Genomic DNA, 22,295 nt, shown 5'->3' with positions numbered 1-22,295 from the left:
GTCGATCGACGGACTTGGACGGGAACCGGATGGGCAGAAGCGCCGACGATTCCGGCTCGGCAGCCGGCGAGCCTTGGCACAACGTGCCGCCCGACGACGACTGGACGCGCTTCCGCGCCAGGGTGGACCGCGCCTGGCAGCAGCGGCGTGCGGGTGAGGCCGAGGACCTCGGCGGCCCGCCGTCCTACCCCGGGGTCGGTGAGCACAGGGTGAACGACTTCGGCGACCGGCTGCTGTCCGGTCCGGGGGCGGAGCTGTTCGGCGGCCGCGCCGACGGCGGGCCGCCGAGCGGGGAGTTCCCCGCCTACCGGCCGGTCGCTCCCGGCCCCGGTCCGGTCAGCAACCCCGGCGTCGGTGGTCATCCCAGCCTGCCCTCGATCCCGGCGGTGCCCACGGCGATGCCGCCGTCGCCGGCCGAGACGTCCGGCCTGGTCCGGCCGTACTTCCGGACCAAGGGCCGCACCAAGCCGACCTACGACCTGAAGATCGAGTCGCTCGTGTCCACCAGCGAGCGCGGGCGTGCGCTCGACCGGGTGCAGGTGCCCGAGCACCGCTCGATCTGCGGGCTGTGCCTGGACACGCGTTCGGTGGCCGAGGTGGCCGCCTACCTGCGATTGCCGCTCGGTGTCGTCCGGGTGCTCATCGGTGACGTCGCCGGGCTCGGCCTCGTCCTCGTCCACAACGCGGCCACGGTCGGCGATCGTCCCAGTATCGAATTCATGGAGAGGGTGCTCAGTGGGCTTCGGAGAATTTGACTCCGACGCGAACACGTCGGCGGCCAACGGGCCGACGCAGTCGGCCAAGATCGTGGTCGCCGGCGGCTTCGGCGCGGGCAAGACCACCCTGGTCGGTGCGGTGTCGGAGATCGACCCGCTCACGACGGAAGCGCAGATGACGGAGGCGAGCCTGTCCGTCGACGACATCTCCGCGACCCCCAACAAGGTCACCACGACCGTCGCGATGGACTTCGGCAGGCTTTCGCTGGACTCGGACCTCGTCCTGTACGTGTTCGGGACGCCGGGGCAGCACCGGTTCTGGTTCATGTGGGACGACCTGGCGCTCGGCGCGATCGGTGCCGTCGTGCTGGTCGACACCCGGCGGCTGGCCGACGCGTTCCCGTCGATCGACTTCTTCGAGAACCGGAAACTGCCCTACATCGTGGCGATCAACTGCTTCGACCGGTTGTTGCACCACCAGATCGAGGACGTGCGGCACGCGCTGACCATCGGCGACCACGTACCGATCATCGCGTGTGACGCACGGGAGCGTGAATCCGCGAAGCAGGTGCTCATCTCGGTCGTGGAGCACGCGATCGCGCGGGATTCGGCGTTGCAGCCAGGCTGAGTGTTTGCCCGATCACCTTCCGGGTACGGCCGTTGGGGTGAAGATGGGAACCACCCGTCTTCGCGGGTCGACAAGAACGCCAGGGGGAATACCCTGGCAGGGAATAATCGCGACCTTGAGCGACGGCGAGGAGGTAGGAGTGAGCGCCCCGGCATTCCAGACCGGCAGCTTCGGCTGGCTGATCACCGACTTCGTGCGCAGGGTCCCCGGCGCCGCACACGCCGTCGTCGTCTCCGCCGACGGGCTGCTGTTGTCCGCTTCGGACGGTCTGCCCAAGGACAGGGCGGACCAGCTGTCCGCCGTCGCGTCCGGCCTCGTCAGCCTCACCTTCGGCGCCGCACGGTGCTTCGAGGCGGGCAACGTGAACCAGACCGTCGTCGAGATGGAGCGGGGCTACCTGTTCCTGATGTCCATCAGCGACGGGTCGAGCCTGGCCGTGCTGGCCGCACCGAACTGCGACATCGGCACGGTGGCCTACGAGATGACCCTCCTCGTGGACCGCGTCGGGCAGCAGATGACTCCCGAGCTGCGGATGCAGCTCCAGGGTGGGATGCACGGGTAGTGACAGGGATGCCGATCCGCCCCGAGAACCCCGGCCCCGATGCGTGGGAAGCGCTGCACCAGGGAGCCGACCGCGAACAACTCGACTCGCCCGCCCGCTTCAAGCTCGACCGCGCCGCGGTGCTGATGCGGGTGCGCTCGCTGCACGCCCGGCAGCGCCCGTCGGCAGGCGGGCGCCACACGCGTGCCGACGAACGCCCGCCCCTGCCGCGCACCGAGCCGCCCCTGCTGCCGGAACCGGTGGAGAGCGGCGGCCGTCGCCGTCGCCGTGCCCTGCCCGGTGACCAGAGCTGGCCCGCCCAGCCCGCGCCGCGGTGGCCGGACGAATCCGACGTGAGCCGCGACTGGCCGGGCGACGCGCCCGTGGCCGACTGGCCGCCCGCCCGCGAGTGGCCGGACGCGCAGCGCGACTGGCCGCGCCAGCCCTCCGCGCGGGAGTGGGAAACCGCCACGATCCCGGCCGCCACGGAATGGCCTGGCGCTTCCGCCCCGGCGCCGACGGCCGTCCGCCAGCGGACGATGATGCGCCCGTACGCGCACACCCGCGGCCGCACGCGGCCCGACTACGAGCTGGCGCTCGAAACGCTGGTGTCGACGAGCGAGCGCGGTCGCCGGTACCAGGGCGCGGCGTCCGTGCAGCACCGCCGGATCTGCGACCTGTGCGTCGAACCGCGGTCCATCGCGGAGATCGCCGCGTTCCTGCACCTGCCGCTGAACGTGGTGAAGGTGCTGGTGAGCGACATGGACAACCTCGAACTCGTGGTGCTGCACCAGCCGGGCCTGTCCTTCGGCGACCGCTCGTCCCGCGAGTTCATGGCACGGGTCCTGGAAGGACTGCGGGCGCTTTAGGTTGTGTTTCGAAGTGGTGGAGCCGCCGCTTTCAGTCTTTTGCACCACCCGAGCAACCGGCACCGCCGCGGGTTTGAAGGGGGTTGGCCGCGCGGAGCGCGTCCGTTGAGGGTGGCGGCGGGCGACGGGTGGGCGGTTCCTCGCGAGGACAGCGCCTGCGTGGTGGGAGGCACAGCCGCGGAGCGTTCGTGAGGGGTGGTGGTGGGAGACGAGAGGGGCCGCTACCCGCACCGCCACGCAAACCACTCCGATACAGGCTTTAGCTCAGTCCTCGACGAGGGCGGCGGACGTGATGCGGTGCAGCGGATAGCGCTCGTCGTCCGTGCTGTGCAGGACCCCGCCGCCGACGTGCGCGGGCGTGACGATGCGCTGGCTCGCCGTGCCGTGCGAGTCGACGAACCCGATCCACACCTCACGCCGCTCGCGGGTCGCGCGCGCCAGCAGCGCCATCGTCGCCGCCGTGTCCGAGCCGCCGCCACCGCCGGGTAGCCGCACCTCCGCGCCACGCCGGCGGCTCGCCGCCCGGTCCCCGGCTCGCAGGTGCGCGACGACCTGGGCGAGCTGCTCAGGGTTGGCCCCGTTGGGCTCGGGCAGCACGCGCCGCGCCTGCCGGTTCCTCGGCGGGATGCGCCGTCCGCTCGGCCGCAGGTCCAGCACGCGCCCGTCCGGGCCTTCCGCGGCCGGGGCGAAACCGGCCGCCCGCAGCCCGTCCATCACCTCGGCGAGCGGGACCGGGCTGACCAGGACCGTCGGCGCGATGCGGCGCAGCTCGTACTCCTCCGCCACCGGGTGGCCGAGGACCTCGGCGAGCAGCACCTCGTCGTCACAGCGCAGGAACGACGCCGCCGCCCCGCCCCGCAACCGCCCGTGCCGCCGGGCCACGTCGTCGATCAGGTAGGTCAGCGACTGCGGCACCGGCGTCGCGGAGCGCTCGCGGAACAGTTCGTGCAGCTCGTCGGCGGTGCGCCCGGCGTCGAGCGCCCGGCGCACCGTCTGCTCGGTGATCCGGTACACCGTCGCGTGCCCGGCCGACTCCACGTCGGCGACCGTCTTGATCTCCGCCGCCAGTTCGGGCTCCAGCGGCCCCGGCGCGACGACGGTGAGGTCGGCCTGCACCAGCACGTGGGCGATGGGGTCGGGCATCGCGTCGGTCATCGCCGTCAGCGCGCCCTGCCGGTCCTCGGCGAGCAGGGCCGCGGTCGCGGTGGTGAGCCCGCCGAGCGCGATGACGCCCAGGGTGGCGGCTTCGGCCATCGTCCACCGGACCGTCTCGTCACGCAGGCGCCCACCGCGCCGCGGGGCGCGCCACGCCAGCACCGTGACCAGCTCGTCGACGCTCTGCACACCCGCGCCGGAGGGCAGGTCGGCGAGCGCCTGCAGCACCCGGCGGCGCGTGATCGGCGCGAGCGGACGGCGCAGGTCGTCCGACAGCGGTGCCATCGGCTTGTCCTTGGCGTCGCGCTGACCGGCCAGCCCGGGCAGGCGCGGCAGGTCCAGCCAGGCCTGGGCGAGAACGAGCCACCGCTGAGCCGGAGCGGACGCGAGCCACGAATCGGTGAGCGTCGTCGGGACCCACTCAGGGGTGGTGCTGCCGCTGTCACCGACGAGCCCGGCACCGACGGCCAGCTCGGCGAGCAGCGTCGCACGCGCGTCGTCGATCTCCAGGTCACGCGCCACGCGCCGCAGCTCCCGCACGCCGAGCCCACCGGACTTGAGCACCGGCGGCGGTTGCTCCGACCACGCGGTGAGCAGGGATTCCATGTGCCGCAAGAACTCCGCGGCCTCCCCGGCGGCGGCTTCGTCCACTGTGGACTGCTGGTGCGGGTGGGTCGGCAGCTCCGGTTCGTGCAGCGCGTTCGGCGAGCACGAGCGCCCGCCCCGCAGCACCAGCGCGACTTCACGGGGCAGCTCGACGGTCTCGGCGTCACGCCGCAGCAGCAGACCGCGGGCGAGCAGGCGCTGCACCGGCGTCTTCGCTTCGTCGAGCGGAACCTCCGCCTGTGCGTCCCGGCTGCGCCCGATGGGCGGGCCCGCGGCGAGCGTGGCGAGCACGTTCCGTTCGTCCTCGGGCAGGTCGTCGAGGTTCACACCGGCCAGTTCGGGCACCGAAGCGCCGAGCCCGGCGGGGAACGGGCCGACGATCTCACGCGCCACGGGCACGACGCGCAGCGCGTCGTCGTCGCCCCACGCGACCGCGCGCCCGCGCAGCCGGTCGAGCGCTGGCGTGGGGTCGGCCCCGATCAGCTCGCGCACCTTCCCGATGGGGACCGCCTCGGTGTCGGCGTCCGCGACGAGCAACGCGTCGAGCACCGTCAGGGTGAAGGTGTCGAGGTCCTCGATCGCCCGTGCGGTGGAACCCGCCGTGCCCGCACGGGTGGCGAGCACGGTGCTGTCGGAGGGCGGAGGGGTGGCCAGATCGCGTCTGGCCTGCAGGAGTGCGGCCAGCTCGTCGTCGGACGCGGATCGCAGCCAGTCCGCCAGAGAGGTCGCGGGCATCACAGGCCAGGATACCGCCCTGGCCTCCGGGTACCGCTCGTGTTGAGGCAAACTGAAGGCCTCACAGGCGAGGCGAACGGGAGGATGACGTGGCCAAGGGTGACAACGGGAAGAAGGCCGGGCGGATCGACCCGAGCTGGCCGAAGGTGCCGGACGGCGAACACCCCGTGACCGAACTCGCGGCGGACCGCCAGGGCGCGCTCTCGCCGTACGGCGACGTGACGTTCCCGCTGGACACGGTGCCGTACGTGCACCCGGAGACCGAGATCAACAAGTAAGGGGTAACGACAGTGCCGGTTCCCGGCCCCGGTTATTCGATCACCGTCCGCGTCGAGGCTCCCCCGTCGGCGAGCGCCGCGGGCGACCTCACCACCGCCGTCGGCCGGGTGGGCGGGGTGCTCACCGCGTTCGACGTCGTGGAGTCCCGCTCCGACGCGATCGTGGTCGACATCACCGCCAACGTCTCCAACGCCGACCACGTCGAGGACGTCACGAAGGAGCTCGACTCCCTCGACGGCGTGCGGGTGCGCAAGGTCTCCGACCGCACCTTCCTCATGCACCTGGGCGGCAAGCTCTCGGTCGCCCCCAAGGTGCAGCTCCGCAACCGTGACGACCTGTCCCGCGCGTACACGCCGGGCGTCGCGCGTGTGTGCCAGGCGATCGCCGCGAACCCCGCGGACGCGCGCCGCCTGACCATCAAGCGCAACACGGTCGCCGTGGTCACCGACGGCTCGGCCGTGCTCGGCCTCGGCAACATCGGCCCCGCGGCGGCGCTGCCGGTGATGGAGGGCAAGGCGGCGCTGTTCAAGAAGTTCGCCGACGTCGACGCGTGGCCGGTGTGCCTGGACACCCAGGACACCGAGGAGATCATCAAGATCGTCAAGGCGCTGGCGCCGGTGTACGCGGGCATCAACCTCGAGGACATCGCCGCGCCGCGCTGCTTCGAGATCGAGAAGCGGTTGCGTGAGCAGCTCGACATCCCGGTGTTCCACGACGACCAGCACGGCACCGCGATCGTGGTGCTGGCCGCGCTGCGCAACGCGCTGCGGGTGGTCGGGAAGAACATCGAGGACTGCAAGATCGTGGTCAGCGGTGCGGGTGCCGCGGGCTCGGCGATCATCCGCCTGCTGCAGCACAAGAAGCCTGCCGACATCATCGCCGCGGACATCGACGGCATCGTCCACTCCGGCCGCGCCAACCTGGACGACAACCTGCGGCACCTCGCGGAGACGACGAACAAGGACAACGTGTCGGGCAGCCTGCACGACGCGCTGGTCGGGGCGGACGTGTTCATCGGGGTGTCGGCGCCGAACCTGTTCGGGGCCGAGCAGGTCGCGACGATGGCGGAGAACCCGGTGGTGTTCGCGCTGGCGAACCCGGACCCGGAGATCGACCCGCTGGAGGCGCAGAAGCACGCCGCGGTCGTGGCGACGGGCCGCAGCGACTACCCGAACCAGATCAACAACGTCCTCGCGTTCCCCGGTGTGTTCCGCGGTCTGCTGGACGCGCAGGCGCACGACATCGACGACGAGATGCTGATCGCCGCGGCGAACGCGATCGCCGACGTGGTGGACGACCGGCTGAACGCGTCGTTCATCGTGCCGAGCGTGTTCGACTCGGCGGTGGCCCCGGCGGTGGCCGAGGCCGTGAAGGCGGCGGCCCGCCGGAGCGCGGCCGTCTAGTTCTCCGCTGGAGGGGCGGGCTGTGACTGAATTGAGCCATGTCGACCAGACCGGCGCCGCGCGGATGGTGGACGTCTCGGGCAAGGAGGCCACGGCCCGCACCGCGGTCGCGACGGGGGTCGTGCGGACGACCACCGAGGTGATCGGCCTGCTGTCGGCGAACGGCCTGCCCAAGGGTGACGCGCTCGCGACCGCCCGGATCGCCGGGATCATGGGCGCGAAGAAGGTGCCCGAGTTGATCCCGCTGTGCCACCAGATAGCGCTTTCCGGCGTCAAGGTGGAGTTCACGCTGGGCGAGTCGGAGGTGGCGATCCAGGCGACGGCGAAGACCACCGACCGGACGGGCGTCGAGATGGAGGCGCTCACCGCGGTCGCCGTCGCCGGGCTCACCCTGCACGACATGATCAAGGCGGTCGACCCCGCGGCGGTGCTGGACGCGGTGCGGCTGGAACGCAAGGACGGCGGCAAGACCGGAACGTGGGAGCGGCCATGAAGCGCACGGCACGGGTGATCGTCGCGTCGAACCGGGCGGCGTCGGGGGTGTACGAGGACAACACCGGCCCGGTGATCGTGGAGTGGCTGGCGGGGCGGGAGTTCGACGTGCCGGCGCCGATCGTGGTGCCGGACGGTGAGCCCGTGGGCAAGGCGCTGCGGAGCTGCCTGCAGGACGGGGTGGACGTCGTGATCACCACGGGTGGCACGGGCATCTCGCCGACGGACCGCACGCCGGACGAGACGGCCGCCCTGCTGGACGCCGAGCTGCCGGGGCTCGCGGACGCCATCCGGAACGCGGGCCTGCCTAAGGTGCCGACGGCGGTGCTGTCGCGCGGGGTGGCGGGCGTCGCGGGGCGGACGCTGGTCGTGAACCTGCCCGGTTCCCGCGGTGGTGTGAAGGACGGCCTCGGCGTGCTGGACGGCGTGCTGGCGCACGCCGTGGACCAGCTGGCTGGCGGTGATCATCCCCGGGCGGGGGCTGACGTTCCTGCCGCCGCTGCTCCGGGCGCCTCGGCTGCGTCGGGCGCCTCAGCCACCACGGGCGCTGAGCCCACCTCGGCTGCTGTCCCGGCGTCAGCGGCTGAGCGCACGCCGGCGGCTGTCCCCGCGTCAGCGGCTGAGCCCACCTCGGCTGCTGTCCCCGCGTCAGCCGCCGCGCCGACGTCGGCGGAGGTCCGAGCCGAAGCGATCGCGCCACCCCGGATCGCGCTGGCGCAGGTCACCGAGCAGCCGTTGTCGGTGGAAGCGCACGCCGAGCTGGTGGACGATCCGGCCGCGGGCGCCGTGGTGACCTTCGGTGGTGTGGTCCGCAACCACGACGGCGGCAAGTCGGTGGAGACGCTGTTCTACGAGGGCCACCCCAGCGCGGGAGATGTGCTGGCTCGGGTGGTCGCGGAGGTGTCGGCCCGGCGCGCTGGTGTCCGCGCGGTCGCGGTCAGTCACCGCCTGGGCGCTCTCGCGATCGGCGATGTGGCTCTGGCGTGCGCCGTGGCGGCCGATCACAGGGCCGAAGCCTTCGCGACGTGCGCCGAGCTGGTCGACGAGGTGAAGGCCCAGCTGCCGGTCTGGAAGCACCAGCACTTCGCCGACGGCACGGACGAATGGGTCAACTCGCCCTAGTGTGCCGCTGACGCGCTGGAGAGGCCGTCGCGGCCCCGAATGTCACCGCACCCCCGATTCGGCCGCGAGAGGCTCTCTGAGGGCGGTTTTGTCCGGGCCGGGGCGGTGTCTGCCATCGATGCGCCCTCGGATCGCCACGACCGGCGGTGTGGAGGCGCCCTTCACCGGCCTGAGCTACTCCGCCCGGGGGCCATGGCGTGTCCGGGTCCCGGGTCACACTTCCGTGTGGGGCGTTCGCCTCGGAGAAGCCAGGCTCAGCTGCACGCTGAACGCCGAGCCCGGCCGCGGGCCTGGCACGACCGATCGGGTGGCATGGCCGCTGGCACCGCGCGGACGGGCACTCGCCGCCGAGCCTGTTCGGGGCAGCCCATCCCGCTCGGCGGGAAGGCGCCACAGGCACAATCCGGCCTCGCCTGGGGCTCGGCCAGATCGAGGTTGGGCGTTGGGCAGCTTGGCGTGGCCAGCCGTGGCCCAGCTCAGCCTGGCTGGACGCAGCCTGGCTCCAACCGGCAGCCGCGCCCCGGCCCGGCCCAGCCTGGCCCGCCTCGGCCCGGGCAACTCCGGCCCGGCTCCGGGCCCGTAAACGCGTCGGCCCAGCTCCGCCCGGCCCAGCCCGCTCAGCTCCGCTCAGCCCGGCCCGGCTCAACCCAGCCCGACTCCCGCCGCCGGGCACGTCAGCTCAGCTCGGCCCGGCCCGACTCGGCCCGGCTCAGCTCCGCCCGCCCAGGCCCAGTCCGCCCAGGCCCAGCTCCGCTCGGCTCAGCCCAGCCCAGCCCGACCAGGCCAGCACAACCCGGCTCCGGCCTCCGGCCGCGCCGATCCAACCGGACCTGCCCGGACCCGGCCCTGGCACCGCAACGCCCGGGAAATGCCCGAGGGCCCCACCGCACGGGGGATAGCGGTGGGGCCCTCGGTTGCACAACGGGACTTCACAGACGTGGCTGTGTCAGTCCGCCGGCCGATCGCGTTGGTGCTGTGACCTTCAGCAGGTCACTTGGTGGCGATCTTCTGGCCGACCAGGATCAGGTTGGCGTTCGGGATGTACTGGGCGTTCAGCTGCTGGAGCTTCTGGTAGCCGCCCTCGACGTTGAACTGCTGCGCGATCTTCGACAGCGTGTCCCCGGCCACGACGGTGTAGTCACCGTTCGGGTTCGAGCTCGGCACCGCGGTCGCGGGCTGGGCCGCCACCTTCTTCGGCGCCGGAGCGGCGGCCTTCTTGGGGGTCGAGGTGCTCTTCTTCTGCTGGGTCTTCGCAGTGCTCTTGCTCTTCGAAGACGAGCTCGAAGCCGCGCCGGCCTTCTTGCTGCACACCGGCCAGGCGCCGGGGCCCTGGCCCTGCAGCACGCGCTCCGCGACCGCGATCTGCTGCTCACGCGACGCGTTCTGCGGCGAGCCGGTGCCGCCGTAGGCCTTCCACGTGCTCTGCGTGAACTGCAGACCACCGTAGTAGCCGTTACCGGTGTTCGTGCTCCAGTTGCCACCGCTCTCGCACTGCGCGATGGCGTCCCAGTTCACGCTGGAGGCCTGCGCGGGGGTCGCAGCGATCGCCAGCGGGGTGCCGACCGCGAGGCCCGCGACAGCGACGCGGGCGATGTTGCGAGCGGCGGGGGACATCTTGCGGTGCTTGCCTCGGTAGGACATTCGATCTATCTCGGGCTTCCGCGCCGTCGAGCCGACCCTCACGGGCCGTCTTGCGGGCGGACCCTCGCGGGCCCGTGGCTTCCCGGCGGGATCCGGGTTGCCGGCCCGGCCCACGCACGTGGCGCGGTCCAGGCTCCCTCCGCCCCTGTCCGGAAGCTTCTTTCGCTCGGGGTTTGTTTTCCGGGATTCCGCCGGACAGGGTTTGGCGCTTCGGAATCCCGGTCTTGCCTTGGCCGGTCGGGGCCAGCCGAAAAGCGACGGTACGTAACGGCGAGCGTGATCGGAAATTATTCGGTACGTGACCTACATCACAGTAACGGCACGCAACCTCTGCCGATTTGGGTGTTCTTCCTGCTCAGAGGCCCGTTATCGTCCCGTTTCCTGGCCGAGATATTTCACTGATCGTGAGGTCTGCATCACGTCGTAGGCGCACGACTGGGCCGTTCGTGAGCCCCCCGCAAACGGGAGGAAAACCTCCGCTTAACCCCCGGCAAAGGGCGGCAGGACGTCCAGCTCCGCCCCATCGGGCAGGGTCCGGGAGCGGTCCCTGACGGCGATCCCGTCCAGCAGGAAGCTGGCCGCCTCGAGCACCCGCGGCAGCTTCTCCGGGTGCCGCTCCCGCAGCACGCCCAGCGCCTCGGCCACGGACGCCCCCGCGGGCAGCTGGAGCGTCTCCTGCTCCACCCCCGAGGCCGCCCGCGCGGACGCGAAGTACCGCACCAGCACCTTCGTCACGGAAGTTTCAGCCCCCGATCGCGCTCATCGGCCGGATCGGCTGCGCGAACCCGGCGTCGTTGATCTCGTGGCCCGCCAGCTTGCCCCACATGGTCATCCGCCACGCATCGGCCACCGCTTCGTCGTCGGCGCCGCCCCGCAGCAGGCCTCGCAGGTCGGTCTCCGCGTTGCTGAACAGGCAGGACCGGACCGCGCCGTCCGCCGTGAGCCGCGTGCGCTCGCACGCGGCGCAGAACGGCCTGGTCACGGACGCGATGACGCCCACCTCCGCGGGCCCGCCGTCGACGAGCCAGCGCTCCGCCGGGGCGCCACCGCGCTCCGACGGGCTGGGCGTCAGCTCGAAGTCGGCCCGCAGCAGGCCCAGGATCTCCTCCGCGGTCACCATGTCCCCGCGGTTCCAGCCGTGCTGCGCGTCCAGCGGCATCTGCTCGATGAACCGGAGGTGGTAGCCGTGTTCGAGGCAGAACCGCAGCAGCGGCGCGGCTTCGTGTTCGTTGACCCCGCGCAGCAGCACGGCGTTGACCTTGACCGGGTCCAGCCCGGCGGCACGCGCCGCTTCGAGCCCGGCCAGCACGTGGGAGAGCCGGTCGCGGCGGGTGATCGCGCGGAACGTCTCCGGATCCACGGTGTCGAGCGAGACGTTGATCCGGTCCAGCCCGGCCGCGGCGAGCTTCGCCGCCCGCTTCGCCAGGCCGATTCCGTTGGTGGTCATCGAAAGCCGGGGCCGCGGGCGCAGCTCCGTGATCTCCGCGACGAGGTCCTCCAGCCCGGGGCGCAGCATCGGCTCGCCGCCGGTGAGCCGGATGTCGGTGACGCCGAGGCGTTCGACCGCGATCCGCAGCAGCCGCAACAGTTCTTCGTCCGTCAGCACGTCCTCGCCCGGCAGCCACGGCAGGCCCTCGGCGGGCATGCAGTAGGTGCAGCGGAGGTTGCACCGGTCGGTCAGCGAGACCCGCAGATCGGTGGCCACCCGCCCGAAGGTGTCGATGAGGGCAGGGTTGTCCGGCCGGGGCTGGGACGCGTTGGAGGCTCCCCGCAACCGGGGCAGACCGAGGTTCACCGCACTCACCGGACCCAGCCTAGCCCGATTCACGCTGCCGGAACGGTCACGGAATTGCCGAAAAATCCCAGCGTGGCCGCGTGATCGGCGCCGGGCGCGGGACCGGTTCTCCGTAGCCGAAGACAGGACCGCATGGCTTTTCCGCATGCGCGGAGATAATGTCGCGGCCATGCCGCATTTTCGGTTCTCTGAAGCCGCCGCGCTGCTGGGTGTGAGCGACGACACCATCCGCCGCTGGGTCCGGGCCGGACAGCTGAGTTCCAGTGTGGACGCCTCGGGGCGCAAGGTCGTCGACGGCGCGGAGCTCGCCGCGTTCGCGCGGGAGCAGGCGGCGGGGCCGGACGACCCGTCCGGTGTCGGCCGGTCCGCCCGCAACCGGTTCGTCGGGCTCGTCACCGAGGTCGTCGTCGACAAGGTCATGGCGCAGGTGGAGCTCCAGTGCGGACCACACCGGGTGGTCTCGCTGATGAGCGCCGAGGCGGTGCGCGAGCTGGGGCTGCGGCCCGGGGTGCTCGCGGTGGCGGTGGTGAAGGCGACGACGGTCGTCGTCGAGACTCCTGGAGGAGAACGGTGAAGAAGCTTCTGGCCGCGCTGGCCGGTGTCGCGCTGTTGGTCACGGGCTGCGGCGGCAGCAGTAGTAGTAACAGTAATAACAGTGGCGCCGGGCCGAGGACGCTGACGGTGTTCGCCGCGGCTTCGCTGACCGAGTCCTTCAACGCGCTCAAGACGGAGTTCGAGGCGGCGCACCCCGGTGTGACGGTGAAGTACAGCTTCGGCGGTTCGTCGAGCCTCGTCCAGCAGCTGACCAACGGCGCGAAGGCCGACGTGTTCGCCTCCGCCGACCAGACCAACATGGACAAAGCGGTCCAGGGCGGGGTGATTGACGGGGCGCCGACGGTCTTCGCCACCAACAAGCTGACGATCGCCGTCGCCCCGGGCAACCCGAAGGGGCTCAAGGCCTTCGCGGACCTGGCGGACGCCGGGCTCAAGGTCGTCGTGTGCGCGCCGCAGGTGCCGTGCGGGTCGGCGGCGCAGAAGGTGGAGAAGGCCACGGGTGTCACGCTCAAGCCCGTGAGCGAGGAGCAGGACGTCAAGCAGGTGCTGACCAAGGTGGAGTCCGGGGACGCCGACGCCGGCCTCGTCTACGTCACCGACGCCGCCACGGCGCAGGGCAAGGTCGCGCAGGTCGACTTCCCCGAGGCCGCCCAGGCGGTCAACAACTACCCGATCGCGGTGGTCAAGGGGGCGCCGCAGAGCGACCTCGCCAAGGAGTTCGAGCAGTTCGTGCTCGGTGCGCAGGGCAGGCAGCAGCTGGCCAAGGTGGGTTTTGGCACGCCAGGCCAGTAGCGCGAAGGCGGCGGTCCCGCGGGTGCTGTGGGTGCCCGCGGGGCTGGCGCTCGCGCTGGTCGTGCTGCCGGTGGTGGGGCTGCTGGTGCGCACGGACCTGCGGCGGCTGCCGTCGCTGATCGTCTCGGACTCGTCGCTCGCGGCGCTCCGGCTGTCCGTGGAGACGGCCGCGATGTCGACCGTGGGCTGCGTGCTGCTGGGGGTGCCGCTCGCGGTGGTGCTCGCGCGGACGGAGGTGCGGGGCATCCGGCTGCTGCGGGCGGTCGTGCTGCTGCCGCTGGTGCTGCCGCCGGTGGTCGGCGGGCTCGCACTGCTGTACCTGCTCGGCCGGAAGGGGTTCCTCGGCTACCTGCTCGACGTCACGGCCGGGATCACGGTGCCGTTCACGACGACGGCGGTGGTGATCGCGCAGATCTTCGTGGCGATGCCGTTCCTCGTGGTGAGCCTGGAGGGCGCGCTGCGCAACGCCGGTGACTCCTACGAGCAGATCGGCGCGACGCTCGGCGCGAAGCCGTGGACGGTGTTCCGGCGCGTGACCCTGCCGCTGCTGCTGCCCGCGCTCGGTTCGGGCGCGGTGCTGAGCTTCGCGCGCTCGCTCGGGGAGTTCGGCGCGACCATCACGTTCGCGGGCAGTCTGGAGGGCGTGACGCGGACCCTGCCGCTGGAGGTCTACACGCAGGCGGAGTCCGATGTGGACAGTGCGGTCGCGGTGGCGCTGCTGCTGGTCGTGGTGGCGCTCGTGGTGATCGTCGTGGCGCGGCCGAAGGCGCTGGAAGGGCGGGCGTAGTGCTGCGCGCCGAGATCGAACTGGTCAGGGGGAGCTTCCGGCTCGCGGTCGGTTTCGAGGTGCCGGACGGCACGGTGCTGGCGATCCTCGGGCCGAACGGGTCGGGCAAGTCGAGCCTGCTGGGCAGCCTGTCGGGGCTGCTGCGGCCCGACCGCGCGACGATCCGGCTCGGCGACCGCGAGCTGCACGGCCTGCCGCCGCACGAGCGGTCGGTCGGGCTGCTGGCCCAGGACGCCCTGCTGTTCCCGCACCTTTCGGTACTGGACAACGTCGCGTTCTCGCCGCGGTCGAAGGGGGCCCGGCGGGCGGAGTCGCGGGAGATCGCGCGGCGCTGGCTGGCCGAGGTGGACGCGACCGAGTTCGCCGACCGCAAACCGGCTCAGCTGTCCGGCGGGCAGGCCCAGCGGGTGGCGGTGGCGCGGGCGCTCGCGGGCGATCCGGACCTGCTGCTGCTCGACGAGCCGCTCGCCGCGCTGGACGTCGACGCCGCGCCCGCGATCCGCGGACTGCTGCGGCGGGTGCTCAGCACGCACCGCATCGGCGCGACGGTGCTCGTCACGCACGACCCGCTGGACGCGCTCGCGCTGGCCGATCACGTGCTGGTGCTGAGCGAAGGGAGCGCGGTCGAGCGCGGGCCGACGCGTGAGGTGCTCGCCGCGCCGCGTACGGCGTTCACGGCGCGCATCGCCGGGTTGAACCTCATTCCCGGCGTCGCGACCGAAGGCGGGTTGCGGGCCGAGGACGGCCGGTTCGTGGCGGGGATGCTCGCCGAGGGCACCGCATTGGGTGAGGCCGCGGTGGCGGTGTTCGAGCCGAGCGCGGTGGCGGTCTACCCGGCGGAGGACGGGCATCCGGGCAGTCCGCGCAACACGGTGAAAGCGCTGGTGACGGCGCTCGAACCACACGGTCCGGTGATCCGGCTGCGGACGGACGCGAACCTCGCCGCGGACCTGACCCCGGCCGCCGTGGCGGACCTCGCGCTGGAACCGGGAACGCCCGTGCGGTTGTCGATCAAAGCCACGACGGTGACCGTGTACCCGGCTAGTCTTCCCCTATGACCCAGTGGACGTATCTGACGGACATGGACGGGGTCCTGGTGCACGAGGAGCACCTGGTCCCCGGCGCCGACGAGTTCCTCGCCGAGCTGCGCGCCCACGACACGCCGTTCCTGGTGCTCACGAACAACTCCATCTACACCCCGCGTGACCTGCGGGCGCGGCTGCTGAACACGGGCCTCGACGTGCCGGAGGAGCGCATCTGGACGTCCGCGCTCGCGACGGCGAAGTTCCTCGACAGCCAGCGGCCGAACGGTTCCGCGTTCGTGATCGGCGAGGCGGGCCTGACGACCGCGCTGCACGAAGCCGGGTACGTGCTCACCGACCGCGATCCGGACTACGTGGTGCTGGGGGAGACCCGCACGTACAGCTTCACGGCGATCACCAGGGCGATTCGCCTGATCGAGGGTGGCGCCAAGTTCATCGCGACGAACCCGGACGCCACCGGGCCGAGCCTGGAGGGCCTGCTGCCCGCGACGGGGTCCATCGCGGCGCTGATCGAGAAGGCCACCGGGCGTTCGCCGTACTACGTCGGCAAGCCGAACCCGCTGATGATGCGCTCGGCCCTGCGGTCGCTGGGGGCGCACTCGGAGAGCACGATCATGATCGGTGACCGGATGGACACCGACGTGCACTCGGGGATCGAGGCCGGGCTGCAGACGGTCCTGGTGCTGACGGGCATCTCGACGAAGGAGTCGGCGGAGCGCTACCCGTACCGGCCGACGATGGTCGTGGATTCCATCGCCGACCTGGTGGGGCGCACGCAGGACCCGTTCACCGGTGGGCTGGGCGGGTAGCGGGACTGAGCAGGGCTTATCGTCGAGGGGTGGATGTCCCGACGTATGTCGTAGGTGACGTGCACGGGCACCGGGACGAACTGGCCGACGCCCTGCGCGACAGCAAACTGGTCGACGAGCACGACGACTGGTGCGGTGAGGACGCGCACCTGTGGTTCCTCGGGGACTTCGTCGACCGGGGGCCGGACGGCGTCGGCGCCATCGACCTCGTGATGCGGTTGCAGGAGCAGGCGGCCGAGGCCGGTGGTGCCGTGCAGGCGCTGCTGGGGAACCACGAGATCCTGCTGCTGGGGATGTACCACTTCGGCGACACCGAGGTCCCGTCCGATTTCGGGCCGAGGAGCTTCGCGCGGAGCTGGGAGATCAACGGCGGGCTGCTGGCGGACCAGGACGCGCTCACGGACGACCACATCGAATGGCTGTCGACGCGCCCCCTCGTGGCCCACGCCGCCAACCACCTGCTGATGCACTCGGACACCCTCGAGTACCTCGAATGGGGGGACTCGGCGGAGGAGATCAACGAGACCGCGCAGGAGATACTGGCAGGCAACGACCTCGCCGCGTGGTGGGACGTGTGGCGCCGCATGACGACGCGCTACGCCTTCCGCGGCCCGAACGGCGCGGAGGTCGCGGCGGGTCTGCTGGACCGGCTCGGCGGCGAGCGGATCGTGCACGGCCACAGCGTGATCGCCGATCAGCTCGGCATCCACCCCACCCAGATCGAGGCCCCGTATCTCTACGCAGGCGGCAAAGCCCTGGGCATCGACGGCGGTCTGTTCGCAGGCGGCCCCTGCCTAGTGGTGCAGCTGCCCTGGGAACCAGAAGACTAGGGCCCGGCAACCGCCTCCCCGCACCCGGCAACGGAACGGAAGCGGCCACACCGCCCACACCCACCCCCGCCCCGATCCCCAGCCGCACTTACGGCCGATCCGGCGGGTCAAGAGTGGGCGAAGCCCATCCCGAAGGGACGCCGAAGGCGCTCTTGACGCGGTGGAGCGGCCGTGAACACTCAAAGATCGGGGCGGGGGTGGGGCCGCTCAGCAGGCGCGCCAGCGCCGGGAGACCCCGTGCCCGACTCGACCAGCAAGGAAGCCAGCGCGAGTCTCGAAAAAGGTTGCGGCCCTGGCCCAAAGTGATCCACCGGTATCAGGCGACGGGATGATCACCCAACTCTCGGGGTGGGTGCCCTCACGGCGCCGGCACGATCTCCTTCCCCAGCGGCACCAGTGACACGGGGATCAGCTTGAAGTTCGCCAGCCCCAACGGGATCCCGACGATCGTCACGCACAGGGCGATTCCGGTGATCACGTGGCCGAGCGCGAGCCACCAGCCCGCGAAGATGATCCACACGACGTTCCCCAGCACCGACGCGACGCCGGAGCGGTCGACGATGGTGCGGCCGAAGGGCCACAGTGCGTAGTTCGCGATGCGGAACGACGCGATGCCGAACGGGATGGTCACGATCAGCAGGCAGCAGACGATCCCCGCCGCGAGGTAGCCGAGTGCCATCCAGAAACCGGCGAAGACCAGCCAGATGATGTTCAGCAGCAAGCGCATCAGACCACCAGCTCCCCCCGCACCGTGGTGACGGCCTGGCCCGCCAGCAGGACCCGGTCACCCTGCAACGCCGTCCGGACCACGCCGCCCCGCGCCGACGCCTGCTCGCCCACCAGTTTGTCCCGGCCCAGCTCAGCCGACCAGTACGGCGACAGCGTGCAGTGCGCCGAGCCCGTCACCGGGTCCTCCGGCACGCCGACGGCGGGACCGAACACGCGGCTCACGAAGTCGATCTCCGGCTTGTCGCCCGGCGCGGTCACCACCACGCACCGCGCGTCCCAGCCCGCGATGACGTCCAGGTCCGGCTCCAGCGCCCGCACCTCGGCGGCGTCGTCGGTGCGCACGAGGATGTCCCACTTGCCCCGCAACACCTCGCGGACCGTCACGCCCGGTAGCGCGGGCACCACCTCGTCGGCCGTCGCGTGGGGCGGGTCCGCCGGGAAGTCCATGCTGACCCAGCCGTCCTCGGCCGTCGTGCGCAGCTCACCGCTGCGCGTCGTGAACACCTGCGAACCGCCGAGCACGTGACCGGTCGCGAGGGTGGCGTGCCCGCACAGGTCGACCTCGACCGTCGGGGTGAACCAGCGCAGCGGCTTCGGACCCTCGGCCGCCACCTCCACGAACGCCGTCTCGGCGTGCTTCAGCTCCGCGGCGACCGACTGCATCCAGGCCGGATCCGCGGGTTCGTCCAGCAGCACGACCCCGGCGGGGTTGCCGGCGAAAGCCCGATCGGTGAACGCGTCGACGATGTACAGGCGCATATTCCCACCTTAGGCCCACCCGTCGCCCGACCACCGCCCCTCATGGAAATGCTGCGCATTGCAGCTAAAATTCCAAAGTCAGCGTTGACCTTTTGCCAGGAGGCCGAACCATGCCTGCCGTGCCGAGCTACTCCTCCGGTACCTCCGACGTCCCGCTGCTGGGCGACACGATCGGCGACAACTTCGACCGGACAGTGCAGGCATTCGGTGACCGGGACGCGCTGGTCGACCGCGCGAGCGGCCGCCGCTGGACCTACGCCGAACTCGCCGCCGAGGTGGACGCGCTCGCGCTCGGCCTGCTCGACCTGGGCATCGGCAAGGGCGACCGGGTCGGCATCTGGGCGCCGAACTGTGCGGAGTGGACGTTCACGCAGTACGCGACCGCGAAGATCGGTGCCATCCTCGTCAACATCAACCCGGCGTACCGCTCGCACGAGCTGGAGTTCGTGCTCAACCAGGCCGGCATCCGGCTGCTGATCGCCGCCGAGAAGTTCAAGACCTCCGACTACGCGGGCATGATCGAGGAGGTCCGGCCGCGCTGCGAACGGCTGGAGCACGTCGCGCTCATCGGTGGCGAGCTGTGGAACTCCTTGCTGGACAACGGAAAACGCGCCGACCGGGTCGCGCTGGAGGGCATCCCGCTGGCCGCGGACGACCCGATCAACATCCAGTACACGTCGGGTACCACGGGCTTCCCGAAGGGTGCGACGCTGTCGCACCACAACATCCTCAACAACGGCTTCTTCGTCGGCGAGCTGTGCAACTACACCGAGTCCGACCGCATCTGCATCCCCGTGCCCTTCTACCACTGCTTCGGCATGGTGATGGGCAACCTCGCGGCCACCAGCCACGGCGCGTGCATGGTGATCCCCGCCCCGGCGTTCGACCCGAAGGCCACCCTCGAGGCGGTGCAGGCCGAGCGCTGCACCTCGCTCTACGGCGTGCCGACGATGTTCATCGCCGAGCTCGCCCAGCCGGACTTCGAGTCCTACGACCTGTCCAGCCTGCGCACCGGCATCATGGCCGGTTCGCCCTGCCCGGTCGAGGTGATGAAGCAGGTCATCGAGCGGATGGGCATGGGTGAGGTCTCCATCTGCTACGGCATGACCGAGACCTCGCCGGTGTCCACGCAGACGCGTGCCGACGACTCCATCGAACGGCGGGTCTCCACGGTCGGCCGGGTGGGCCCGCACCTGGAGGTCAAGGTCGTCGACCCGGAGACCGGCCTGACCGTGCCGCGCGGCGAGCCCGGCGAGCTGTGCACGCGCGGGTACTCGGTGATGCTCGGCTACTGGGAGCAGCCCGACAAGACCGCCGAGGCGATCGACTCCGCGCGCTGGATGCACACCGGCGACCTCGCGGTGATGGACGAGGAGGGCTACCTCAACATCACCGGCCGCATCAAGGACATGGTCATCCGTGGCGGCGAGAACATCTACCCGCGTGAGATCGAGGAGTTCCTGTACACGCACCCGGACGTCCTCGACGCGCAGGTGATCGGCGTGCCGGACGAGCGCTACGGCGAGGAACTCATGGCGTGGATCCGGATGCGCGAGGGCGCCGAGCCGCTGACGGCGGAGGCGCTGCGCGAGTTCTGCACCGGCAAGCTCGCGCACTACAAGATCCCCCGTTACGTGCACGTCGTCGACGAGTTCCCGATGACGGTCACCGGCAAGATCCGCAAGGTCGAGATGCGGCAGCAGGCGGTCAGCCTGCTGGGCCTGGAGCGGGCGGCGGCCACCCGGCACGCGTGAGAGCGAGCGACCCAGGAGGTAAGGCGATGACAGTCCGGCTCAACCCGTACCTGCACTTCAAGGGCAACGCCAGGGAGGCGATGGAGCACTACCACCGGGTGTTCGGGGGCACGCTGAACCTGAGCACGTTCGGCGAGTTCGGCGCGCCCGACGAGCAGCTGGCCGACAAGATCATGCACGGCCAGCTCGAGACCGACGGCGGCCTGACGCTGATGGGCTCGGACCTGCCGCCGAACATGGAACACAGCCAGGGCAACACGGTCAGCGTGTCCCTCAGCGGCGACGACGCGGAGACGCTGCGCGGGTACTGGGAGAAGCTCTCCGACGGCGCCACGGTGGAGACGCCGCTGGAGAAGCAGATGTGGGGTGACGAGTTCGGCTCGTGCGTCGACCGGTTCGGCGTGCACTGGCTGGTGGACATCGCCCAGCAGGCCTGAACCCGGGCGGGTGCGGCAGCCGCCGCACCCGCCTTCCGGTTTCGGGCTTCAGTGGACGCCGGCGCTGGAGGCGGCCGCCCCGATGACCAGGATCCAGAACAGGCCGAACAGCAGCGCCAGGATCCCGCACATGAGGCGGCGGGGCGGCGTACGGCGGCTGAGCATTCAGGACGAAAAGCCGCCGCGCCCGCCCGCCGGTTTCAGCCGCGGCTCAGCCGACCGACTCGGCGAACGCCTTCGCGTCCTCCTCGCCGAAGGTCTCCTCCAGCTGTTCCGGCGAGTAGTCCAGGTCGATCTGCTCGACCGGCACACCCCGCGCGGACTCGATCGCCCCGAGGCGGCGCTGCGCGCGGTCCGCGGCGTAGGTGACGAACTCCTGCGGGTCGTTCTCGAACGGCGGCTCTTCGAACTGCTCGTTGACCCACTGGATCATGCCCAGCGCGTGCGGCAGTAGCTCGCCCATGCGCTGCTGCACCGCCTCCCACAGCGAGTCGTCGGCGGCGATGTGCCTGCGGCAGGTGAACGTGCCCCACGCCATGTGCCTGCGCTCGTCGTCCCCGATGTGCTTCACCAGCTGCTGCATCCCCGGCAGGATGCCGCGCTTCGTGCACACCTTCTGCCAGGCGTAGTACCCGGTGAGCGCGAGGCTGCCCTCGATGACGTGGTTGTACGTGACGCTCGCGCGGATCTGGTTGAGCGGGCTGGGATCCGAGGCGAGCAGGTTCAGCGACTCGGGCAGCTCCTCGTAGAACAGCTTGCGGTAGTGCGGGTTCTCCGACACGTACGACGTCAGGTCCTCGGTCAGGCCCACCGCGTCCATCCAGCGCCGGAAGACCTCGGTGTGCTTGGCCTCCTCGAAGCAGAACTGGCTGAGGTACATCTCGTCGCCGAAGCGGCCCTCGGCCGCCATCGCCTTCATGAAGGGCTGGATGTCCTCGGTCACCGCCTCCTCACCGGCGATGAACTGGGCGCACAAGTACGTCGCCGACCGGCGTTCCTCGTCGTTGAGCGACTCCCAGTCGGCCCGGTCGGCGGAGAAGTCGATGTCGGCGGGGTTCCAGAACTTCCGGTTGCCCTTGACGAACAGCCGGAGCGGGAAGGAGTCCCAGTTGAGCCCGCCGCGGCGCAGCGAGGCGAAGCCGGTGCGGTGGGGGACGAGGGTTCCGGTCATTTCTCACACTCCAATGTGGACGAATGTGCGGCGATGGCGGGGCCGAGCGCGGCGCACACCATATCCGCCGCCTCCGCGGCGGGGTGGGTGGGCAGCACGAGGTGGCTCAGGGCCAGCCGGCTGGCGGTTTCGGCGAGCAGGCGCGCGGTCGGCTCGTCGAGCGCGGGCAGGAACTCGAGGTAGCGGGCGGCGGCCAGTTCCGTGGCGGCGGACAGCACGGGTTCGCCCTTCGTGGTGAGCAGGGGCAGCAGGTCCTCCCCGGCGGTGGTCCCCAGCGCGGCGGCGACCAGTTTGTTCTCGCGGGCGTGCTCGATGGTGAAGACGACCGCGCGGTGCATGCCGGTGAGCAGGTCCGGCGCGTCCTCGAACAGGGTGCGGATGCCTTCGAGGAACTCCGCGGTGGTGCGCAGCGCGACGGCTTCGACCAGCGCGGTCTTGTTGCCGAACTCGTTGTACACGGTCTGCCGGCTCACCCCCGCCGCCGCGGCGACATCCGCCATCCGCAGTCCGGCGTGCCCGTGCTCGGCGAGCAGTGCCGTCGCGGCCTCGAGGAGGGTCTCCCGCAGCGAGGCCTTGGTGCGCTCGGTGAACGACGAGGTGATGTCCGACACACCAGCAGCTTGACACAAGGAGAAGAGATGTCAAAC

At 71.1% G+C, this 22,295-nt stretch carries 24 protein-coding genes; 16 read left to right on the top strand and 8 right to left on the bottom strand.

The genetic code is table 11. The features are described from left to right. Nucleotides 1–29: 29 nt before the first annotated feature. The 4 genes from BMZ92_RS30630 to BMZ92_RS38380 all read left to right on the top strand — a co-directional run bounded on the left by BMZ92_RS30630 (nucleotide 30) and on the right by BMZ92_RS38380 (nucleotide 2,754). Nucleotides 30–755, top strand: coding sequence for a DUF742 domain-containing protein (locus BMZ92_RS30630; RefSeq protein WP_091514717.1), 726 nt, complete (start codon nucleotides 30–32; stop codon nucleotides 753–755). After that, complete coding sequence (locus BMZ92_RS30625) at nucleotides 736–1,344, top strand: GTP-binding protein (protein ID WP_091514715.1); 609 nt, start codon at nucleotides 736–738, stop codon at nucleotides 1,342–1,344. The genes BMZ92_RS30630 and BMZ92_RS30625 overlap by 20 nt, the downstream gene beginning before the upstream one ends. Nucleotides 1,345–1,483: 139 nt before the next feature. Next, the gene (locus tag BMZ92_RS30620) at nucleotides 1,484–1,906 is read left to right on the top strand and encodes a roadblock/LC7 domain-containing protein (RefSeq protein WP_245783349.1); all 423 of its coding nucleotides are present in this window, start codon (nucleotides 1,484–1,486) and stop codon (nucleotides 1,904–1,906) included. An 8-nt stretch (nucleotides 1,907–1,914) separates the two neighbouring features. Beyond that, entirely contained in the window at nucleotides 1,915–2,754 is an 840-nt protein-coding gene (locus tag BMZ92_RS38380; RefSeq protein ID WP_245783348.1) for a DUF742 domain-containing protein, read from the top strand. A gap of 264 nt (nucleotides 2,755–3,018) precedes the next feature. Here the strand turns inward: BMZ92_RS38380 and BMZ92_RS30610 are convergent, their stop codons facing one another. Continuing rightward, entirely contained in the window at nucleotides 3,019–5,250 is a 2,232-nt protein-coding gene (locus tag BMZ92_RS30610; protein ID WP_091514711.1) for a helicase-associated domain-containing protein, read from the bottom strand. 89 nt (nucleotides 5,251–5,339) lie between these two features. Between BMZ92_RS30610 and BMZ92_RS30605 the strand changes: the two genes are divergently transcribed. From BMZ92_RS30605 to BMZ92_RS30590, 4 genes are read left to right on the top strand one after another with little or no spacing between them, the layout of a single operon-like run. After that, the gene (locus tag BMZ92_RS30605) at nucleotides 5,340–5,528 is read left to right on the top strand and encodes a hypothetical protein (RefSeq protein WP_091514709.1); all 189 of its coding nucleotides are present in this window, start codon (nucleotides 5,340–5,342) and stop codon (nucleotides 5,526–5,528) included. Nucleotides 5,529–5,540: 12 nt separating this feature from the next. Continuing rightward, a complete protein-coding gene (locus BMZ92_RS30600; RefSeq protein WP_091514707.1) occupies nucleotides 5,541–6,932 on the top strand; it encodes an NAD-dependent malic enzyme in 1,392 nt (463 codons plus the stop codon). A gap of 22 nt (nucleotides 6,933–6,954) precedes the next feature. Beyond that, entirely contained in the window at nucleotides 6,955–7,425 is a 471-nt protein-coding gene (moaC, locus tag BMZ92_RS30595) for a cyclic pyranopterin monophosphate synthase MoaC (RefSeq protein WP_091514704.1), read from the top strand. Then, nucleotides 7,422–8,546, top strand: a complete 1,125-nt coding sequence (locus BMZ92_RS30590) for a molybdenum cofactor biosynthesis protein MoaE (RefSeq protein WP_091514703.1) — start codon at nucleotides 7,422–7,424, stop codon at nucleotides 8,544–8,546. The genes moaC and BMZ92_RS30590 overlap by 4 nt, the downstream gene beginning before the upstream one ends. Before the next feature lie 990 nt (nucleotides 8,547–9,536). On the opposite strand, the gene BMZ92_RS30585 is transcribed toward BMZ92_RS30590, so the two are convergent. From BMZ92_RS30585 to moaA, 3 genes are all read right to left on the bottom strand, one after another. Next, the gene (locus BMZ92_RS30585) at nucleotides 9,537–10,187 is read right to left on the bottom strand and encodes a LysM peptidoglycan-binding domain-containing protein (protein WP_091514700.1); all 651 of its coding nucleotides are present in this window, start codon (nucleotides 10,185–10,187) and stop codon (nucleotides 9,537–9,539) included. 480 nt (nucleotides 10,188–10,667) lie between these two features. Then, entirely contained in the window at nucleotides 10,668–10,922 is a 255-nt protein-coding gene (locus BMZ92_RS30580; RefSeq protein WP_177228940.1) for a MoaD/ThiS family protein, read from the bottom strand. Nucleotides 10,923–10,929: 7 nt separating this feature from the next. Further along, nucleotides 10,930–11,991, bottom strand: a complete 1,062-nt coding sequence (gene moaA / locus BMZ92_RS30575; protein ID WP_091514697.1) for a GTP 3',8-cyclase MoaA — start codon at nucleotides 11,989–11,991, stop codon at nucleotides 10,930–10,932. Between the two features lie 160 nt (nucleotides 11,992–12,151). On the opposite strand from moaA, the gene BMZ92_RS30570 reads away from it, so the two are divergent. The 6 genes from BMZ92_RS30570 to BMZ92_RS30545 are packed head-to-tail and all read left to right on the top strand — an operon-like array spanning nucleotide 12,152 to nucleotide 16,798. Then, complete coding sequence (locus tag BMZ92_RS30570; protein ID WP_091514696.1) at nucleotides 12,152–12,556, top strand: TOBE domain-containing protein; 405 nt, start codon at nucleotides 12,152–12,154, stop codon at nucleotides 12,554–12,556. Beyond that, nucleotides 12,553–13,329 (top strand): molybdate ABC transporter substrate-binding protein, encoded by a 777-nt coding sequence (modA, locus tag BMZ92_RS30565; protein WP_091514693.1) that lies wholly within the window; start codon nucleotides 12,553–12,555, stop codon nucleotides 13,327–13,329. The genes BMZ92_RS30570 and modA overlap by 4 nt, the downstream gene beginning before the upstream one ends. After that, nucleotides 13,310–14,116 carry an ABC transporter permease gene (locus tag BMZ92_RS30560; protein ID WP_245783347.1) on the top strand — a complete coding sequence of 269 codons (807 nt, stop codon included), beginning with the start codon at nucleotides 13,310–13,312 and terminating at the stop codon, nucleotides 14,114–14,116. Before modA ends, BMZ92_RS30560 begins: the two co-directional genes overlap by 20 nt. Further along, a complete protein-coding gene (locus tag BMZ92_RS30555) occupies nucleotides 14,116–15,174 on the top strand; it encodes a sulfate/molybdate ABC transporter ATP-binding protein (protein ID WP_091514687.1) in 1,059 nt (352 codons plus the stop codon). The genes BMZ92_RS30560 and BMZ92_RS30555 overlap by 1 nt, the downstream gene beginning before the upstream one ends. Beyond that, a complete protein-coding gene (locus BMZ92_RS30550; protein ID WP_091514685.1) occupies nucleotides 15,171–15,968 on the top strand; it encodes an HAD-IIA family hydrolase in 798 nt (265 codons plus the stop codon). The genes BMZ92_RS30555 and BMZ92_RS30550 overlap by 4 nt, the downstream gene beginning before the upstream one ends. A gap of 29 nt (nucleotides 15,969–15,997) precedes the next feature. Then, nucleotides 15,998–16,798, top strand: coding sequence for a metallophosphoesterase (locus BMZ92_RS30545; RefSeq protein WP_091514683.1), 801 nt, complete (start codon nucleotides 15,998–16,000; stop codon nucleotides 16,796–16,798). A gap of 358 nt (nucleotides 16,799–17,156) precedes the next feature. On the opposite strand, the gene BMZ92_RS30540 is transcribed toward BMZ92_RS30545, so the two are convergent. Both BMZ92_RS30540 and BMZ92_RS30535 read right to left on the bottom strand, forming a co-directional pair. Beyond that, on the bottom strand, nucleotides 17,157–17,525 hold the full coding sequence (locus BMZ92_RS30540) for a YccF domain-containing protein (protein WP_091514680.1): 369 nt from the start codon (nucleotides 17,523–17,525) through the stop codon (nucleotides 17,157–17,159). Next, entirely contained in the window at nucleotides 17,525–18,286 is a 762-nt protein-coding gene (locus BMZ92_RS30535) for a PhzF family phenazine biosynthesis protein (protein ID WP_091514677.1), read from the bottom strand. The genes BMZ92_RS30540 and BMZ92_RS30535 overlap by 1 nt, the downstream gene beginning before the upstream one ends. A 110-nt stretch (nucleotides 18,287–18,396) precedes the next feature. Here BMZ92_RS30535 and BMZ92_RS30530 point away from each other — a divergent pair, with 110 nt between their 5' ends. Both BMZ92_RS30530 and BMZ92_RS30525 read left to right on the top strand, forming a co-directional pair. Then, nucleotides 18,397–20,040, top strand: coding sequence for an AMP-binding protein (locus BMZ92_RS30530; RefSeq protein WP_091514675.1), 1,644 nt, complete (start codon nucleotides 18,397–18,399; stop codon nucleotides 20,038–20,040). A 26-nt stretch (nucleotides 20,041–20,066) separates the two neighbouring features. Continuing rightward, entirely contained in the window at nucleotides 20,067–20,477 is a 411-nt protein-coding gene (locus BMZ92_RS30525; protein ID WP_091514673.1) for a VOC family protein, read from the top strand. A 211-nt stretch (nucleotides 20,478–20,688) separates the two neighbouring features. Here the strand turns inward: BMZ92_RS30525 and BMZ92_RS30520 are convergent, their stop codons facing one another. Both BMZ92_RS30520 and BMZ92_RS30515 read right to left on the bottom strand, forming a co-directional pair. Beyond that, entirely contained in the window at nucleotides 20,689–21,648 is a 960-nt protein-coding gene (locus BMZ92_RS30520; RefSeq protein ID WP_091514671.1) for a R2-like ligand-binding oxidase, read from the bottom strand. Beyond that, on the bottom strand, nucleotides 21,645–22,259 hold the full coding sequence (locus BMZ92_RS30515) for a TetR/AcrR family transcriptional regulator (protein WP_091514669.1): 615 nt from the start codon (nucleotides 22,257–22,259) through the stop codon (nucleotides 21,645–21,647). The genes BMZ92_RS30520 and BMZ92_RS30515 overlap by 4 nt, the downstream gene beginning before the upstream one ends. Between the last annotated feature and the right edge of the window lie 36 nt (nucleotides 22,260–22,295).

Source organism: Amycolatopsis sacchari, from assembly GCF_900114035.1.
In the GTDB taxonomy this organism is placed as follows: domain Bacteria; phylum Actinomycetota; class Actinomycetes; order Mycobacteriales; family Pseudonocardiaceae; genus Amycolatopsis_E; species Amycolatopsis_E sacchari.
Note: the sequence above shows the minus strand (reverse complement) of the source record. Positions and strands in the feature narration are given on the sequence as shown.

Coding starts and splice junctions, on each gene's coding strand:
- BMZ92_RS30630 (WP_091514717.1), top strand. CDS start 30: ATGGGCAGAAGCGCCGACGATTCCGGCTCGGCAGCCGGCGAGCCTTGG.
- BMZ92_RS38380 (WP_245783348.1), top strand. CDS start 1,915: ATGCCGATCCGCCCCGAGAACCCCGGCCCCGATGCGTGGGAAGCGCTG.
- BMZ92_RS30610 (WP_091514711.1), bottom strand. CDS start 5,250: ATGCCCGCGACCTCTCTGGCGGACTGGCTGCGATCCGCGTCCGACGAC.
- BMZ92_RS30590 (WP_091514703.1), top strand. CDS start 7,422: ATGAAGCGCACGGCACGGGTGATCGTCGCGTCGAACCGGGCGGCGTCG.
- BMZ92_RS30585 (WP_091514700.1), bottom strand. CDS start 10,187: ATGTCCTACCGAGGCAAGCACCGCAAGATGTCCCCCGCCGCTCGCAAC.
- BMZ92_RS30570 (WP_091514696.1), top strand. CDS start 12,152: ATGCCGCATTTTCGGTTCTCTGAAGCCGCCGCGCTGCTGGGTGTGAGC.
- BMZ92_RS30550 (WP_091514685.1), top strand. CDS start 15,171: ATGACCCAGTGGACGTATCTGACGGACATGGACGGGGTCCTGGTGCAC.
- BMZ92_RS30540 (WP_091514680.1), bottom strand. CDS start 17,525: ATGCGCTTGCTGCTGAACATCATCTGGCTGGTCTTCGCCGGTTTCTGG.
- BMZ92_RS30535 (WP_091514677.1), bottom strand. CDS start 18,286: ATGCGCCTGTACATCGTCGACGCGTTCACCGATCGGGCTTTCGCCGGC.
- BMZ92_RS30530 (WP_091514675.1), top strand. CDS start 18,397: ATGCCTGCCGTGCCGAGCTACTCCTCCGGTACCTCCGACGTCCCGCTG.
- BMZ92_RS30525 (WP_091514673.1), top strand. CDS start 20,067: ATGACAGTCCGGCTCAACCCGTACCTGCACTTCAAGGGCAACGCCAGG.
- BMZ92_RS30520 (WP_091514671.1), bottom strand. CDS start 21,648: ATGACCGGAACCCTCGTCCCCCACCGCACCGGCTTCGCCTCGCTGCGC.